A 17368-nucleotide genomic window follows, 5' to 3' on the forward strand; every position below is an offset into this window, starting at 1 on the left:
TAATGCGTCCCTTTTTATTTTTTGGGGCAAAAAGTTGAATGTCGTCAATTCAACGCGATCCCAATTCCCAGTCCTGATTCACTAAATTTTATCTGTAGGGGCGCGCTTGGCGAATCGCACTTCGGCAAATAAGCGCCGCACTGTAGGGCGATTGATTCCTACGCGATCGCCCAGTTCACCAAAGTCCGCACCGGGAAACCCGTCGCGCCTTCGTTACTCGTACCACTCGCCTTATCCGCCCAAACCGGCCCTGCAATATCTAAGTGAATCCACGGCGTTTTTTCGACGAATTCCTTCAAAAATAAGGTTGCCGTAATCGAACCGCCGGGACGAGGGCCGGTATTTTTCATATCGGCGATGGGCGATTTCAGCCCGTCGAAATAACTCTCCTCTAACGGCATTTGCCAGAATTTTTCGCCGGAACGCTTAGCAGCAGCCAGGAATTCCCCAGCCAGGGATTCGTCGGTACTCCACATCCCAGCGATGTCGTTCCCCAGGGCAATGACGCACGCGCCGGTGAGGGTGGCGAGATCCACGATCGCGTCTACCCCCAACTTTTCGGCATACACCAACGCATCGGCGAGGGTTAAACGCCCTTCCGCATCGGTATTATTCACCTCAATGGTTTTGCCGTTAGAAGCGGTGAGAATATCGCCGGGATGCAGCGCTTTACCGCTAATCATATTTTCCGTCGCGGCGCTGATAAAGTGAATTTCAACATCGGGCTTGAGTTGCGCGATCGCTTTAGCTGCGCCTAATGTCGCCCCCGCGCCGCCCATATCCATTTTCATGGTTTCGATACCGCTGCCGACTCCTTTAATATTTAAACCGCCGGAGTCAAAGGTTAAACCCTTACCAATAATGGCGAGTTTGCGGCGGGGCGTGCCTTCCGGTTTGTACGTCAGGTGGATGAATTTCGGCGGGATATCCGAGGCTCTGGCGACACCGAGGAAGGACCCCATGCCCAATTTTTCGCAGTCTTCCTGCTCCAATATCTGCACGCTGAGGCCGTGTTCGCGCGCGATCGCTTCGGCAGTTTCGGCGAGGGTGACGGGGGTGACGGCGTTGGGTGGGGCAGCGACGAGTTCCCGCGCCAGGATTACGCCCGACGCGATCGCTTCAACTTTAGCAAGATCGCCGTCCCCTTCGCTGATTCCCAGGATTTCGATCGCTTCAAGCTTGGCTGCTTTGTCTTCGGATTCGGATTTAAAGCGGTTATCTTGGTGTAAGGCGAGCAATAAACCTTCTGCGATCGCTTCGGTACTCAGCGCCGCATTTTCCCCAGCAACGGGTAGCGAAATACCGAGCGTTTTAATGGATTGTTGCTTTACCGTGCGAGCGATAGCAGCAGCAGTGGCGCGCAGGGTATCGATCGCGAGTTCTTCGCTTTTGCCCAATCCCACCAAAATTAGCTTGCGAACTTGATTTTTGCTGCCAATTCGCAGGACTGCGGTTTCGCCGCTTTTGCCGCTGAATTCTTCGTGCGCGATCGCATCTTGAATCGTGCCATCCAATTTTTCATCCAGCGCTGCTAACTCTCCCGTTATCTCCGCCATGCCCTCAAATAGTCCTAGGGCAAGTGCATCGCCCGTCCAATTCAGCGGAGTTGTACTTACTGCTTTAATTTGCATTGTTTGCTGTTCGTGGTTCGCTGTTTACTGTTCGCTAGTTAACTGTCTCAATCGGTTACAGCGTTGAGCAAGACATCGGCAAGGCTCATGCCCTGCATCTGTTCGATGGTAACTGTGTCTACGATATCAAATTTAGCTCCTGCACTTTCGAGTTGGTCGTCTAGCGCTTTGAGGAATTGGGTGGCGAGTTTGTCGTTACCGACTTGCACCAGAGAAATTCCGAGTTCTTCATCGCGATCGATTTTGCGCGAAGCTTCGACAATCAGACGCATCACGGATTTGCGATCGTTCGGTTCGCCGTCCGTGATAATCAGGATGGTTTCGCCGTTCAGTTTGGCTTCGCCTCTGGCTTTGCGCTCGAAGTAGTTTTCGAGCGCGTCGTAGAGAACGCTGGCGAGATCGGTTCGTCCCATCGGTTCGTGTTCGGCAAAAATTTGGCTGATTTTGTCGGAGGTGACGTTATCGTAGCGCTTGAAACTGCCGGAGAACAGATAAACCGTAATGCCGTCAGGATCGAATTCTTCGCATTTTTTGGCGAGGGCGAGAGTCGATTCTTGGACTGCCAGCCAACGACTCGTGCCGCTGCGACTCGCTGGATAGGACATACTGCCACTTTTGTCAATAATGACGGTGTAGTCGCGCTCTTTAATGATTGAGTTGGGTTCCATGTTTAAGGCTAGCCTCCTGCGAAACAAGAATTTCAACGATGTTTTGTTCTGGGCGGGCAAGAGTAGAGCATTCATACTGCCCCGCGATCGCGTTCAAGTTTGAGTGTAGTCGCAGTTTCGGAGCGAGGGCGAAAATTTTCGATTTTTGCTAGAGTTGCGGCGAGAAGATTTAAAATATTCAGCGATCGGTTCTCTCCTTACCGCCCGTTCTCGGGTGCATTGTGTTGTGGAGCGAGCCGCCTTCTAAAAAACGGAGTTTATAACCCATTTTTCCTGATGAACGCTCATCTCTTCGGACGTTTATTTTTTTCGCTGTGGTGGGTTAACCTCTTTCATTTTCGACCTTTTGCCGCCGGGAGCGATCGCTTTGCGCTCCTGGTTATAGCGTTAGTCGAGCGCAGCAGCGTGCGCCTCGATGTTGAGGTTAATCATCCCTTTTACAAAAGTTTTACCGGCGACGTTATCTATTATCAAGGTCACGCCTACAGCAATTTTAACCCCGGTCTTTCTTTTATCGCTTCACCGGCTTGGTTTGTGGTTCATTTATTTTACCAACGCCTGCCAGAGTCTTCTTGGATTCGGGGAGAGGCAATTCACTATCTTTTAGTTAATTTTGTCTCTTTTTTTTCGACTACTGCTTTCTTAAGCGCGCTTACGTCGTGGATGTTGGCGACTTGGACGTATCGAAAAACCCAACAACAATGGCGGGGAGTTCTCGTTGGGATTCTCTACGGACTTGGGAGCATTGCTTTTTTCTTTTCAGCCCGCTTCAATCAAAATATCCCCCTCGCAGCCATTGCAACCTGCGTGTTTATTTTAATTTTCGACCCCAATTTTTTTTCGGGGCTTAATTCCCGCCGCCGTTTTGTCACTATTGGTTTTTTACTCGGAGCGGGTGCGATTATCGATGCTAACGCAATGCCTTTGTTAGGCGCAGTTTTCATCATCTTACTCTGGAAAAATCGCAAAACGCCGCTCGATTTAGCCTATGTTGCCCTCGGTGCTATTTTTCCGCTCTCGCTTCAACTTCTTTATCAGTACGTCGCTTTTGGCAGTCCTTTTTTATCGTCTTTAACGATTTTTGCCCGTCAGACTCCCCCTGTAGAAACGATGAATTCGAGCGCTGGGATATGGCAAAAGTTTCATCTCATGACGCTGGGTGAATATCTTTTTTCAGCAAAAGCAGGACTTTTTATTTATATGCCGTATGCGGGTTTATCGCTCTGGTATTTTCTGGTCAATTGGCACAACGATAAATATTTATCGATCTGGGAAAAGCGAGGAATTTTTATCCTTTTTTGCTGTTATTTTGCCTTTATCTGTCTCCTGCCACCGCAGTATCTTTATCCTTTATTCGGGCCGCGCTACCTGCTCCCCATTATCCCTTTTATCTGTTTGATTTTCGTGTTGTACTTCCGCAAGCAGGATGTACAATTAGGAATGATTCTGCTCGCGATCGCCTTTTTAATTAATATTGGTGGGACGCAGTTAGGGAATGATACGGGGAATGTGTTTCTGACGGTAGCAGTTTACGCGCTTAAAGGGCCTTGGTTGCCGATTTTGGATTGGTTGCAAAAAGAACTTCCGAAGGCAAGCGGTTACAGTCCGGAGTTTGTCAGTCCTTACGGATTGTTCGCGATTATGTTGCTCGGCTTGGTGGTTTTATGGTTGCCGTGTAAATTGAAAAGACGTTATTAGAGAGCCGGTTAAGTAAGATGTTAACTCAACATCCATCGAACTCACGTTGCCTTGAATCAGGCGATCGAGAGCATCGAACTCACATTAACCAACTTAAAACCCCGGTTTGAAGAAACTGGGGTTTTGAAACACTACAGAATTAACCTTGCAGTTCTGGGTTGCTTACTCCTAATAGGGTTTCTCTCCGTTATAATTTCCCGGCGGATTGTAGTTACAAACCCAAAACTCTTGGTTATTATTGCGTGCCATCGCGCATCCCACTTCAGTGGTCTTCCCCCAGACAACTTGGGTGTAGTGACCGCAAACTTTCTCCGGAGCGCAACTATTATTGGCATAGTTGTAGTCTAGGCTTTCATTGCCCCACAGATCGACAACGCGAGCGGGACTTAATTGTTGTTGTTCAGCAGAGGCAAGATTTTCGCCGTATTTATTGTTAGGGCGATGATAAGATTTACCTTCAGCTAACAGCTTATCCGCCCACTCTTGGGCATAAGCAGCTAACTCCGGAGACCAACGTAGAGGAGGAACGCCAACTTTCGCACGCCACTGATTGTGAGCAGAAACCATTTGGTCGATACCCGCTTGCGAAGAAAGGTCATAAACGTTGGTGGAAATGCCTGCATTTTGCGCTTCGGCAAGGGTACGAATGCGATCGCGCCCAACATCCTCTTCAGTGCTGTTATCTTCGAGATAAGTAATCGTGTAACTCTCTACTCCATCGCTACTCGAACTCCATCCCATCAAATTCGCTTCGCGCCATTTACCGTTTTGTAGCACGTAAACAGGTTTGCCATCGAGGGGAATGGACTGGGCGATTAGGGTTGAGGGAGAAGATGAGACTGGTGCGGGGCGAACTGTTGCTGCATTCAACTGCGGCGCGCAAGTAGCCACAACTACACTAGCAAAAAGTGCCTCAATTAATCCAATTTTTCGCATTATGTATAACTTCCCTGATTGATTCTTTAAGTGGGAACACAGCGTTTTTGTGCATCCCTAATTTATTATTAGACGAAACTGTCCGGCAATCTCTGAATTACCGATCGAGATCTAGATTTTCTGAAAGCTTGCTATTATTCCTAACGACTTGTATAGCCAGCCTAGTACCCTAGTAGGGTGGGCAGCGCCCACCAATCAATACTTTCAGTTTTTAGGACTGCTCGCGATCGGGCAAGTAGGTCTAGTAGGGTGGGCAGCGCCCACCCATCAATACTTTCAGTTTTTAGGACTGCTCGCGATCGGGCAAGTAGCGCTATATAAGGTAAATATTAAGCCCTGTAGCGCGGGCAAAGGTAGGCATTTAATTGACTCGTTTGCCAATGACTGATACTCGATCGCGACTGACAACTGTATTGCCGGACTGTAGAGACGTTGTATACAACGTCTCTACAGGTTGTTAAGGACATATTGTCTATCTTTCATCAGCAATAATATTGCATTGAATCAGCTTTTCCGTCATGTAATCGAGTAGTAGGGTGGGCAGCGCCCACCCATCAATACTTTCAGTTTTTAGGACTGCTCGCGATCGGGCAAGTAGCGCTATATAAGGTAAATATTAAGCCCTGTAGCGCGGGCAAAGGTAGGCATTTAATTGACTCGTTTGCCAATGACTGATACTCGATCGCGACTGACAACCGTATTGCCGGACTGTAGAGACGTTGTATACAACGTCTCTACAGGTTGTTAAGGACGTATTGTTTATCTTTCATCAGCAATAATATTGCATTGAATCAGCTTTTCCGTCATGTAATCGAGGTGTTTCCACCAAGTATAACCGCCGCTCCAACGTCTGAAAGGGAGGTGTCCGACGGGAGCGCGCAGACTGTAGTTAACAGATTTAAATTCACTGGGCGATTGATGGTTCGGCCAGCCGACGCGATCGCAAAATAAGTTATATTGTCGCCCTACGCTTTGATAAATTTGTGCCTGCACTTTAAAGCCAAATCGCCCCTTACTCGCCTGTTCCCACAATAAATCGAGCATCTTGATTTCTGCACAGGGGATGCGTTCGAGATCGTCGCTGCATAAATATTCGCTCGGGCGTTTCCCGGTTAGAGCGTATAAAATCCGTTGCGTTTCTTCATCCGCTTCTCGCCAGTGCTGGCGGCGCAAGTGCTGTTTAAGCGCGCTGTAGTCGCAGAGAATGGTTGCTTCAAGATCGCGGCTGGCGCGGGTTTGCGGTTTTTGGGAAGGGCTGAGTTCGGTGGTAATGAGATCGGGGTTGGGGGCGGGGGTGGGCGGAATCGAAGGGGGAGGGGCGACGGGGAAAACTCCGATTTCTCGCAAGACGGCGGCGGCGGAAGAACTGCGTTGTTTGAGCGAGGGTTGGACGAGGGCGTTAAGAATTTTGCTCAGTTGAGCGCTAATTTTGAGGTTGGGAGGGAGATGTTCGCGCCACGTCCAGCGTTCTGCGATCGCATCATACAAGCGATCGGGTTCCACGCCGGTTAATAAGTGCAGGCAAGTTACGCCTAATGCGTATAAATCGCTGGCTGGGAGAACTTTTCCGTGCAGTTGTTCGGGGGCCATATATCCCGGCGTTCCGACTGTCGTTGCGCCGCCCATAAGCGCGGTATCGGTGAGAAGGCGCGATACGCCAAAGTCGATTAGGACAAATTTACTATCGCTGTAGCGCAGAATAATATTGCTGGGTTTGATGTCGCGGTGGATGATGTTGCGATCGCTCACAAATTGTAAAACGGGGAGCAAATCTTTGAGCAGTTTCCAAGTTTGGGCTTCAGGATTGCCGCTTTGCTGCCACATTGCAGGGCTGGGCATTTCGCCTTCGATGTACTCTTGTACGAGATAGAGTTGTTCGTCTTGCTCGAAGTGCGCCAAGAGTGTAGGAATTTGCGGATGCGTGCCGAGTTGTTGCAAGAGTGAGGCTTCTTGTTGAAACAGCGCGATCGCTTTTTTGCGGATACCGGGACTGGTTTGTTGGAGGTAAAGTTGTTTGATGACGCAGTGCGGCGAAGTGGGAAGATCGCGATCGCGTCCTAAAAAAGTCCGTCCGAACCCGCCTTGCGCCAGTGCTTTTCCCGCAAAGTAACGCTCTTTAAGAAACAGCGAAGAACCGCAAGCGCAACAAATGCGATCGCGATCGTTATTACCAGGGTTATTGCAGTTCGGATTGAGACAATACACCGATTAATTGATAATGGATAGGGGATAATTGACAATGGGGAATTGCGATCGCTGAATAATAAATTGCCAACTGCCTTAAGATTTCGGACTAGACCGACTACCTTACAGCCGCACCCTCTACTGCCCATTATCAATTCTCAATTCTCGATTGTCAATTTTTCCCCGCGTATCGAAATATCTAGAAGTTCGATGGGATGTCGTAAAGGCATTATTACCCCTTTCTGCCGTAAGTGCTTGATAATTTGCAGCGAACAGCCCGGATTAGAGGAGGCAATTAACTGCGCGCCCGTATTCAATAAATTGTCAACTTTCTGCTGTCCTAACTCTTCAGCGACATCGGGTTGCAGCATATTATAAACCCCCGCACTGCCGCAACATAAGGCTGCATCTAAAGGTTCTTTTAATTTAACGCCCGGAATTTTTTGCAGCAATTGACGCGGTTGAACGCTAATTTTTTGTCCGTGCAATAAATGACAAGCATCTTGATAGACAATTGTCAAGTTGTCGGGCGCGATCGCGTTAAGTTCTGCAACAAAACCGGCTTCCATCAAAAACTCCTGAATGTCCCGAACTTTAGCAACAAATTCCTTAGCTTTCTCTCGATATTCGGGGTCATCTTTCAAAATATGAGCGTACTCTTTGAGCGTATGACCGCAACCGGCTGCATTGATAATTATAAAATCAACATCCGTTCCTGCAAAGCTATCAATCATTTGCCTTGCGAGAGTTTTTGCCTGTTCTTCTTGACCTTGGTGGGCGGGAAGGGCGGCGCAACAGCCTTGCGTTTTCGGAATGACAACTTCGCAACCATTCGCGGTCAAGACTCGTGCTGTTGCTTCGTTAATAGGCGAGAAAAACAAACGTTGAACGCAGCCCAAAATCATGCCAACTCGATAGCGTTTTTCGCCTTGTGCGGGGATAACATTGGGATAATTCGTGAAAATTTTATCGAGCTTAATTTCAGGTAAGATTGATTCCATCGCGGCTAAGCGCGGAAAGAAAGTTTTAAGAAGTCCCGTCGCGCGGATAATTTTTTGTAATCCCAGAACTTGATAAAGCCAAAGGAAGATGGAAACCAAACGCAAACGTGCGGGGTAAGGAAAGAGATTAAAGATTAAAGTTCTAAGCAGTCGGTCGGGGAGACTTCGGGGTTGATTTCGTTCGACTTGAGGGCGCGTTGCAGCAATGAGTTTATCGTATTGAACGCCAGACGGACAAGTTGTAACGCAAGCCAAACATCCCAAACAAGAGTCAAAATGGGGCGCAGTTGCTTCGGAAAGGGAGGCTTCGCTTTTATTAATCGCATCCATGAGATAAATGCGTCCTCGCGGCGAGTCCATTTCTTTCCCGATAACGCGGTAGCTCGGACAAGTTGAAAGACAAAAACCGCAGTGAACGCAGGCATCTATTAAGTCGGGCGATGGCGGATTTTTGGAATCGAAACCTCGCTCGTTTTGACTCGGGGGAAGTTCGACATTGGGCAGGTTTGTTAAAATTGGTTCTGAAGTTTGCATGAAATTAGGAATTACGAATTACGAACTACGAATTATTAATATCGTCCCGGACTCAATATATTTTTGGGGTCAAATTGCTGTTTGATTTTGTTCATTAACGTTAAAGCATTGCCGGTATATCCCCAAGGTTCGATTTGTTGTTTGAGGCGAGCGGGTGCTTCGAGAATCGTCAGAAATCCTTGTTTTTCTTGACAGAGTTGGCGTAATTGTTTGAGGGCTGGTAGGGGATTTTCGCCTTCGAGTTGCAAGCGTCCCAAACCGACACCGAGATGAAGGGCAGTTAAGGAACGCTGCTCGGAAATGGAGTCGGCGCGATCGCAAAATTCCACAGCATCAGCAGGCGCTACCCCAATCTTACAAGTTACAGCGTCCGGCGAGGCAGGATTGCGAATCAGTTCTTGCAATCGCTCCCATAATGCAACCTCCTCCGCATCGCGATAATTCTGAGCTTGCAAGCTGCATTGCTTGCCGATTGCTTCGAGTTGGGCGCACTGTTCTCGGACGCTTTCGGGAATACTTTGGAAGCGAGCGACAATACTCAACCCTTCTTTCCAGCCCGAGGCGCGAGTTACCGCGCGAGACAGAACATCGGCTTGCACGGGCGCGAGGTTAGAGGCAATTAAAGTTTGGGCAACGCGGGCGATGTCGTCGCTATCTCCGCTTAAGACTAACGTGGCGGAATCGGGCGGGAGGGGGTAGGTGCGAAATGTCACTTGCGTGATGATGCCGAGACTGCCGTAGGAACCCGTAAAAAGCTTCATTAAGTCGTAACCGGCAACGTTTTTAACGACGCGCCCGCCCGCTTTAGCGATTTGTCCGTCAGCGCGGGCAAAACTCAGCCCTAAAATCGAGTCGCGCGCGCCGCCGTAGCGATGCCGCCAAGTGTCGGCTGTGGCGACTAAACCGCCAATGGTGGTGCTTTCCGGGGCGGTGGGATAGAGGGGGAGGAATTGACCGTGGCGGGCGAGGAGAGTTTGTAAGTCGGCGAGTTTGACTCCGGCTTCAACAGTGGCGGTGAGATCTCCGATCGCATATTCGATAATGCGATCGAGGCGTTGGGTGCTGAGGGCGAGGGCAACGGGCTGGGTGAGGAGTCCGCCCCAGTTGAGTTTGCTGCCGCTACCGCAGGGCAGTACCGGCCATGCGTGGCGATCGCACTGTTGTAAGATCTCGCTCAAATCCTCCCTCGTAGCAGGCGAGACGAAATAGAGGGGAGGATCGGCTAACGTAGCGCTTTGGAGACGTTGTTGCCATTCCGATGCTAAAGCCGCCCGATCGGTCAGCTTAAAGTCCGGTCGTTCGAGGATCGTTGCAATTTTTTCGGGTTCCCAGTTTGACTTTCTACTCGTTCTCATCTTGGATATTTAAAAACCAAATTGTTAGGATTGAAGCTCGAGTTTTTTTATCGATACAATAAAATCATCGCGCTAAAAAAAAGAATGACTTATTGTGAATTTTTACGGGTGCTATCGGGGGAACTCATTCTGTCTGCAAAGCGAGTCAATTTTAGCAGTCGATCGCAGTAGGCTTTGTTTATCCTACGTGAATTGCTTTGTTTTTGGCAATTTGTGAAAGTCCTTTATTCTGTTGCGATGCGGTCTGGATCGTCAATCATCTAGGTCTGCTCCAAGCCTTCAAACTTTAATAAAACTTAGTCATAGTGAGTCACGTGGAGTGTCTCGAACCCCGTTCGAGCGTTTCCTTTAATGACCTCCCCACTATATTCCCGAGCGTATGGTAGATCTAGACCCCAAGCCAATCTCGAGCGCGACTGCACGCATTTCGGAGGAATCTTCACCCGAAGTTCCAGCAGCAAGTGCATTACCAAACCGCGTTTCCTATCCTTCCTTGCCGATGCCTCCAGAGCTAGCACTATCCTTAATCCTCGAAAATGCGGTCAGCACGATTCGGATGTTTTTAGAAGCAGATCGCGTTACCCTTCACGCAACAGGGGAAGATAAGCGCAGCCAAGTGATTGCCGAGTCAGTGGATAAAACCTATCTTCCGTCCTTACTGGGTTTGTGTTTGTCGGTTGAGAATTGGCCTTGGCAGCGCGCGCCCGCAGGGATTCGCTTTGCGGTGCGCGGGCCGGAGGATTTGAGTGCTGAGGGGCCAGCACTAGATCCTTGCGATCCCGAGGGGCTTTCGACGATGGCAGTTCGTTATTCAGTTGCGCTCCCCATCCTGGTTGACGAGCGTTCTTGGGGACTAATGGTTGTCGATCGCAGCCAGCCGCGCCCGTATGAAGAACGAGAGGTACAATTACTGCAAGGTTGGGCAAAGCACTTAGCAATGACGATCGCGCAAAACCAACGGCTCCAAAGCGCTCTCGAACAAGAAGAACATCACGCGATTATCGAGCGTATCAGCAGCATACTCAACACCGGTCAGACATTTTCGCAGCGCAAACAGGCGGCGATGGAGGAGATCGTTCGCGCGCTCAACTGCAACGGAGCGCGGTTATATATTCTCCCAGACCGGAGCGCTCGTTCGGCGGAACTGTTTGTAACGGGCGACCAACCGAATATTCCATATCTGGAAGAAACGCCTTTCTGGCAAAGTCTATTGCTGGGGACCTCCTTGCCGACCAAAGCTCGACAATGGGAAGTTCGTCCGCTACCGCAGGCTGAAGTCAGGGGTTCTTTGGCAGAGCGCGAAGATGCCCAGAACCCGGTTTGCGCAATTCCCGACCTCTACAGCGATTCCCGCATCTCCGCCTTAAAGGGAGCGTTCCAAACCACGCCGATTCGTTCGATCTTAATTGTTCCGTTGTGCTATTACCAGGGTTGCGTCGGCTGTCTGACGCTGTTTCGTCACAGCACTACGATGCAGGTCAGTTGGACGAAGCCCAGCGCTCCCGAGCGTCTCGCGCCGATTGAAGGGGAATCTGTTCCTACTTCCGAGCAAAAGAGTCAAAGCAGGGCGCGCGAATGGCGCTCTAGTGAAATTAATCTCGCTCGTTTGCTGGGGGCGCATTTGTATATGTCGGTGATGGAATGGCGCTTGCAGCGGACTATCGACCACCACAGCAATCACGATCGCTTGACGGGATTGGCAACGCGAATGTTATTCTGCGATCGCCTCTCCATTGCTCTGCGCAACCTCCACTCGAATCCGAAATCGCTCATAGCGGTGTTTTTCCTGGATCTTGACAGCTTCAAGATGATTAACGATACCCTAGGACACGACGTTGGCGATCGCTTGCTTCAGTATGCAGCCAATCGTTTAGTCAGTTGCCTGCGTAGTGGCGATTTGGTAGCGCGTTGGGGCGGCGATGAATTTACGATCTTATTGCAGGACATTCAGAGCGCAGAAAAAGCCTCCGCTACAGCCTTGAAATTGCTAGCTGCCTTAAGCGTTCCGTTTCCCTTCAACGGTCAAAATCTTTACATTAAAGCAAGTTTGGGCATTGCCTTAGCTCCCTTTCACGGCGAAGATGCCGATACCCTACTCCGTCACGCCGATGCAGCCCTCTACCGCGCCAAACAAAAGGGTCGCAATACTTACCAACTCTATCACCCCGCGATCGGCATTCACGTCAAGCAACGATTGCAACTCGAACACAATCTCTATCTCGCCCTCGAACGTCAAGAGTTTGAGTTGTACTACCAACCGCAAATTTCCCTCTCCACGGGTAAAATATCGGGAATGGAAGCGCTACTGCGTTGGTCTTCTCCCGAACTCGGACAGGTATCGCCGAATCAGTTTATTCCTTTAGCTGAAGAGACGGGCTTGATTTCTTTAATCGGCGAGTGGGCGTTGCAAGCGGCTTGTATGCAGAGTAAAGCCTGGAAAACGTTGAATTTACCGCCGGTGCAAATCGCCGTCAACTTATCGGCGCGACAATTTCAGGACAAGCGCTTGCTCGGAATCGTGACGCGCATCCTAGAAGAAACGGGAATGATACCCCATTACTTGGAGTTAGAAATTACTGAAAGTATTGCGATGCAGGATGTTGAATTTACCAATTCAGTCTTGAGAAGTTTGCGGCAATTAGGGATTAAAATTGCGCTGGACGATTTTGGGACGGGTCACTCTTCTTTAGGGACGTTGAAATTGTTCCCCTTGGATTCCTTGAAAATCGATCGCTCCTTCGTGCGAGACTTGACGGAAGATTCTCGCGATGCGGCGATTATCAACGCGATTGTTGCTTTAGGACGCGGTTTGGGGTTAAGCGCGATCGCTGAAGGCGTGGAGACAGAGGCACAGTTGGAATTCCTGCGGGAAGTCGGCTGCGATATCGCTCAAGGTTACTTATTAAGTTATCCTTTAGCAGCAGACGCAGCCACCCAGTTTTTGAGAGAGTATCCCGTCGGAGGTCTTTCCCGCACTGATAAGTAGGGGGGCATCAAAAAAGTTAACAAGACCTGTAGGGGCGGGTTTAGCTGAAACTGTTGTTATGAGAGCGATCTAGAACTCAAAACCCGCCCTCCCCGCATTCTATTTAATTACAACCGCCTACTTATACCGCCAAAGTGAGGATAAAAAATGAGCGCAATCGCAATTACCGTCAAACTCTTTGCTGCCTATCAAGAAGCTTACCAAGCTTCCGAATTAATGCTACAACTTCCCTCTCAATCCCCCGTTTCCGAAGTTTTAGAGCGATTCATTACCGAACATCCGGAACTCGAACGCTGGCGAAGTTTAACCCGCTTTGGGATTAATTATCAGTTTGTAGAAGCCGATACGTTCTTACAAGACGGCGATGAAGTCGTTTTAATTCCTCCGACGAGCGGCGGATAAGGAATAATTAACCATTAAACCCCCTGATAATCAAGGCTCTTCAGATGCTTCGCAGATCCTTAAAAGATCGCCCCTCCCATCCCATTAACTTCACGCCCTACCTCTTTTTGCTCCCAGCTTTGGCGATTCTGGGACTGACGGTATTTTTGCCCGCCCTGCAAGCGTTTTTCTTGAGTCTGACTCGTTACGACGCGATCGCAGCCCCCCAATGGATCGGCTTCAAAAACTTTCAGCGCTTATTAACGGATGAAGTTTTTTGGAAAACCGCGAGCAACACGCTTTTGTACTTAATCGTTGTTGTTCCGGCTTTAGTGTTTGCGCCCTTGGGTTTAGCAATTTTGGTTAATCGCAAGCTGCGCGGAATTCATTGGTTTCGTCTTTCTTTCTATACGCCTGTTGTTATTTCAATGGTAGTGGCGGGGATCGCCTGGAAAGCGATTTATGCCTCTAATGGGTTGCTCAATCAATTTTTAAAAACCGTCGGGATGCAAGATGGAATTCCTTGGTTAACCAGTCCTAAGTGGGCGCTCTGGAGTGTGATGTTAGTGACAATCTGGAAAGGCTTAGGATATTACATGGTTATTTATTTGGCGGGGTTGCAATCGATTTCACCCGAACTCTACGAAGCAGCCGCTTTGGATGGTTCGGAGAGTTGGCGCAAGCATTGGGATATTACCTTACCCTTAATGAAACCCTACTTGATTTTAGTTGCTGTCATCTCAGCCATTTCGGCGACTAAAGTTTTTGAGGAAATTTATATTATGACTCAAGGTGGCCCTAGAAATAGCTCTAAAACAGTTGTTTATTATTTGTACGAGCAGGCTTTTAAAAATTTAGAAATTGGATATGCTTGTGCGGTGGGGTTAGTGTTATTTATGATAATTTTTGTTCTTTCAATTATGAATTTATTGCTCTCTAAAGAGAGAGGATTTTATAATCGATAACGGAATTTAAAATCACCAATTATCTCATTCTTTTCGCACTGCGGGTGCGTAAATATTCAGCAAGAATGGCAACACCAGCAGAAGCAAAAATTAATAATACGCTGAGGGCATTAATATCCGGTTTTACGCCAGTCCGAATGCGACTAAAAATTTCCATCGGTAGCGTTGTCGAACCCGTTCCGGCAGTGAAACTCGCGATTAAAAAGTCATCCATGCTCAAGACGAAAGCGAGTAAACATCCCGCTAAAATGGCGGGGGCGAGTTCTGGAAGCAGCACTTGAATGAAAGCTTGGGTCGGAGTCGCACCGAGATCGAGGGCGGCTTCTTCAAGGTAAGGATCGAGTTGGGAGATGCGCGAGGAGACGACGAGGGCGACGTAGGCGAGGCAGAAGACGACGTGGGCGGCGACAATCGTTCCCAGGCTGAGAGGAACGTTAACGACGGCGAGAAAGACGAGGGTAGCCACGGCGATCGCGATATCGGGTACGATCAGCGGTAAGTAGGCAATCCCGCGATATAACCCTTTTCCGGGGAAGCGATAGCGGGCTAATCCCACCGCCATCATCGTCCCCAATACGGCCGCGATCGCCACAGCACAAAGCGCAACGACTAAACTATTTTGGAGCGATCGCAAAATTCGCCCGTCCGCAAACAACTTCACGTACCACTTCAGCGTAAACCCCTGCCAGCCCGCACTGTATGGCGACTGATTGAAACTATAGAACCCCAGCACAAAAATTGGCAGGTACATATAGAAAAACATCAGCAGCGAAAAGATTGCCAGCCAAGAGAATTTTAAACTACGGTTCGTTGTTTGCGCTTCGCTATCCACGGGTTCGCTGCCTAATAAATTGACACGAATAATTAACGGCTCATTATCAATTGTCCATTATCCATTAATCAATGGTCATTCATTATCCATTATCAATTGTCCATTATCGAATGGCACTGACTTAAGGCTGGTGGGCGCTGCCCACCCTACGAAATTATCTGTAGAGACGTTGCAAGTCAACGTCTCTACAGGCGATTTTTCAACTCTTATTTCAGTGCCATTGGTCGATTATCCATTAATCAACGGTCATTCATTATCCATTATCAATTATCCATTATCCATTAATTAACGGTCGTTATCTACGCCACTCGCCTCCGCCTGCCCTACTTTTTCTGGCTTAGTCTCCTCCGGTTTTATGCCTGCCTTATCCTGCAAATACGACTGAATAACTTTCGCGACAATCGGGCCGGCTGTTTTGCCACCGCCGCCGCCGGAATGTTCCACAAACGCCACGACGACAATCTCCGGTTTATCGTAAGGGGCATAGCCGCCAAACCAAGCATGAGTCGGTCCCGGAGGTGCTTCTGCGGTTCCGCTTTTCCCTGCCATCGGCACGTAATTGAGGGCAGCAGCCGTTCCCGAGGTTACGACCGATCGCAACCCATTGCGGATGGTTTCGAGGGTTGTGGGTTTCAAATTTAGGGGTTTGCGCCACTCTTGGGCATCGCGATTATCTTCTAAGAGGTGGGGCTTGACGCGATCGCCGCCATTGGCGATAACCGAGAACATAACCGCAATTTGCAGGGGAGTTGCCTGAGTAAATCCTTGACCGATAGACATATTAATGGTATCGCCGACCGCCCACTTATCGTTATAGTTCTTTTGCTTCCACTCCTCATCGGCGATTAACCCCTTGGACTCGCCGCTCAAATCGATCCCCGTTTTCTCCCCGAAACCGTAACGCCGCGACCAATCGATTAACGTCGGCCCGCCCACGCCCCGCCCAATTTGACCGAAGAAGGTGTTGCTACTCATTGCTAAAGCGCGCACGAAACCAATCGTCCCAAACCCGGCCTTATTCCATTCCCCAAACGCCGTTCCCCCCACGTTGAGATAAGCAAAAGTGTTGAGATAAGTATCGGGAGAAAACTTACCCGACTCCATTCCTGCTGTCGCTGTCACGACTTTAAACGTTGAAGCGGGCGGAAAACCTCGCATGGTTCGATTGACGAAGGGATTCCCTTCCCCTTGTAACTCTTTCCAGGTTTGCGGCGTAATCCGACCCGAGAAGATATTCGGGTCGAAGGTGGGATAGCTCACCATAGCCAGCACTGCGCCATTATTAGGGTTGAGGGCAACCACTGCCCCCTTGCGGGAACCGAGGGCAGATTCAGCCGCTTTTTGCAAGTTGGCATCGAGGGTGATGGTGACATCCTGTCCGGCTTTTGATTCTTTCTGCCCCAGAACGCGCACGACTTTACCCTGACCGTTGACCTCTACTTGCTGACCGCCCCATTCACCGCGCAGCAAGGGTTCTAAGCTTTCTTCCACGCCCATTTTGCCGACAATATCGCCTAAACGATAACCTTCCTTGCGGCGTTCCTTAAATTCTTCAGCATTTAACTCGCCCGTATAGCCGAGGACGTGCGCTCCTAAACCCTTGAGAGGGTAAGCCCGAACGTGCTCGATATCGACCGTTACCCCATCGAGTTCTTGGCTGTATTCTTCGAGCGCAGTGATTTTTTCGACATCCAGCCCTCGGGCAATGCGGACTAGGGTCACTGAGTTATTACCCGCAGCGGCAACCTTTTCTCGAATTTCTGCTTCGGGAATGTCTAAAATTTGTGAAAGACGCTTTACGGTTTGCGGCCAGGTGGGTTTGCTTTGGGCTAGAGGCCAGACGAAGGCAGAGTGAGACAGGCTGCTATTGGCGAGAACTCTGCCTTTGCGATCGAAAATGGTACCGCGCACGGGATGTCGCGGAATGAGGCGGATGCGATTGTTCTCTGCGAGTTCGCGATTGTGTTGACCTTCGATCGCTTGCAGATAGGTCAAACGAGAACCAATTCCACCGAGGAGCAGCAAGCTAATAACGGTCATAATGAATATAGACCGAGGAACGCTGCCGACGGTACGTTGAGTGCCTTTACGTTCGGCTTTAGAGATCGGATTGACAGTGTTAAGCGGACTGACTTGCGTCATGGTGATGAGTCAATGGGGCATTAGCCAATAAAATAACAAATAACTTGCGGAAATA

General features: G+C 49.4%; 13 protein-coding genes. 5 read left to right on the forward strand and 8 right to left on the reverse strand.

Annotation, left to right across the window (positions count from 1 at the left end; translation table 11 throughout):
• Positions 1 to 158: 158 nt before the first annotated feature.
• Positions 159 to 1631, reverse strand: coding sequence for a leucyl aminopeptidase (locus H6G50_RS19055; RefSeq protein WP_190719820.1), 1473 nt, complete (start codon positions 1629 to 1631; stop codon positions 159 to 161).
• A 47-nt stretch (positions 1632 to 1678) separates the two neighbouring features.
• Entirely contained in the window at positions 1679 to 2299 is a 621-nt protein-coding gene (locus H6G50_RS19060) for a VWA domain-containing protein (RefSeq protein WP_190719823.1), read from the reverse strand.
• A 276-nt stretch (positions 2300 to 2575) separates the two neighbouring features.
• Here H6G50_RS19060 and H6G50_RS19065 point away from each other — a divergent pair, with 276 nt between their 5' ends.
• Positions 2576 to 3997 (forward strand): hypothetical protein, encoded by a 1422-nt coding sequence (locus H6G50_RS19065; protein ID WP_190719825.1) that lies wholly within the window; start codon positions 2576 to 2578, stop codon positions 3995 to 3997.
• A gap of 168 nt (positions 3998 to 4165) precedes the next feature.
• Here H6G50_RS19065 and H6G50_RS19070 read toward each other — a convergent pair whose 3' ends face one another.
• Entirely contained in the window at positions 4166 to 4933 is a 768-nt protein-coding gene (locus tag H6G50_RS19070) for a CAP domain-containing protein (protein WP_190719828.1), read from the reverse strand.
• 148 nt (positions 4934 to 5081) lie between these two features.
• Between H6G50_RS19070 and H6G50_RS19075 the strand changes: the two genes are divergently transcribed.
• Positions 5082 to 5321: a hypothetical protein gene (locus H6G50_RS19075; RefSeq protein ID WP_190719831.1), complete on the forward strand. Its 240-nt coding sequence runs from the start codon at positions 5082 to 5084 to the stop codon at positions 5319 to 5321.
• A gap of 371 nt (positions 5322 to 5692) precedes the next feature.
• Here the strand turns inward: H6G50_RS19075 and H6G50_RS19080 are convergent, their stop codons facing one another.
• From H6G50_RS19080 to H6G50_RS19090, 3 genes are all read right to left on the reverse strand, one after another.
• On the reverse strand, positions 5693 to 7138 hold the full coding sequence (locus tag H6G50_RS19080) for a GUN4 domain-containing protein (protein WP_190719834.1): 1446 nt from the start codon (positions 7136 to 7138) through the stop codon (positions 5693 to 5695).
• A 137-nt stretch (positions 7139 to 7275) separates the two neighbouring features.
• Positions 7276 to 8652 carry a heterodisulfide reductase-related iron-sulfur binding cluster gene (locus H6G50_RS19085; RefSeq protein WP_190719837.1) on the reverse strand — a complete coding sequence of 459 codons (1377 nt, stop codon included), beginning with the start codon at positions 8650 to 8652 and terminating at the stop codon, positions 7276 to 7278.
• 35 nt (positions 8653 to 8687) lie between these two features.
• Positions 8688 to 10007, reverse strand: coding sequence for an FAD-binding oxidoreductase (locus H6G50_RS19090; protein ID WP_190719840.1), 1320 nt, complete (start codon positions 10005 to 10007; stop codon positions 8688 to 8690).
• A gap of 379 nt (positions 10008 to 10386) precedes the next feature.
• Between H6G50_RS19090 and H6G50_RS19095 the strand changes: the two genes are divergently transcribed.
• From H6G50_RS19095 to H6G50_RS19105, 3 genes are all read left to right on the forward strand, one after another.
• Positions 10387 to 12993, forward strand: a complete 2607-nt coding sequence (locus tag H6G50_RS19095; RefSeq protein WP_190719842.1) for an EAL domain-containing protein — start codon at positions 10387 to 10389, stop codon at positions 12991 to 12993.
• 147 nt (positions 12994 to 13140) lie between these two features.
• A complete protein-coding gene (locus H6G50_RS19100) occupies positions 13141 to 13395 on the forward strand; it encodes a MoaD/ThiS family protein (protein ID WP_190719844.1) in 255 nt (84 codons plus the stop codon).
• A gap of 44 nt (positions 13396 to 13439) precedes the next feature.
• Positions 13440 to 14339, forward strand: a complete 900-nt coding sequence (locus H6G50_RS19105) for a sugar ABC transporter permease (RefSeq protein WP_190719846.1) — start codon at positions 13440 to 13442, stop codon at positions 14337 to 14339.
• A gap of 19 nt (positions 14340 to 14358) precedes the next feature.
• Here the strand turns inward: H6G50_RS19105 and H6G50_RS19110 are convergent, their stop codons facing one another.
• Complete coding sequence (locus H6G50_RS19110) at positions 14359 to 15171, reverse strand: ABC transporter permease (RefSeq protein WP_347239966.1); 813 nt, start codon at positions 15169 to 15171, stop codon at positions 14359 to 14361.
• A 285-nt stretch (positions 15172 to 15456) separates the two neighbouring features.
• Positions 15457 to 17313 carry a penicillin-binding protein 2 gene (mrdA, locus tag H6G50_RS19115; protein WP_190719848.1) on the reverse strand — a complete coding sequence of 619 codons (1857 nt, stop codon included), beginning with the start codon at positions 17311 to 17313 and terminating at the stop codon, positions 15457 to 15459.
• Positions 17314 to 17368: the final 55 nt, after the last annotated feature.

The sequence above is a fragment of the Oscillatoria sp. FACHB-1406 genome, from assembly GCF_014698145.1.
GTDB lineage: Bacteria > Cyanobacteriota > Cyanobacteriia > Cyanobacteriales > Spirulinaceae > FACHB-1406.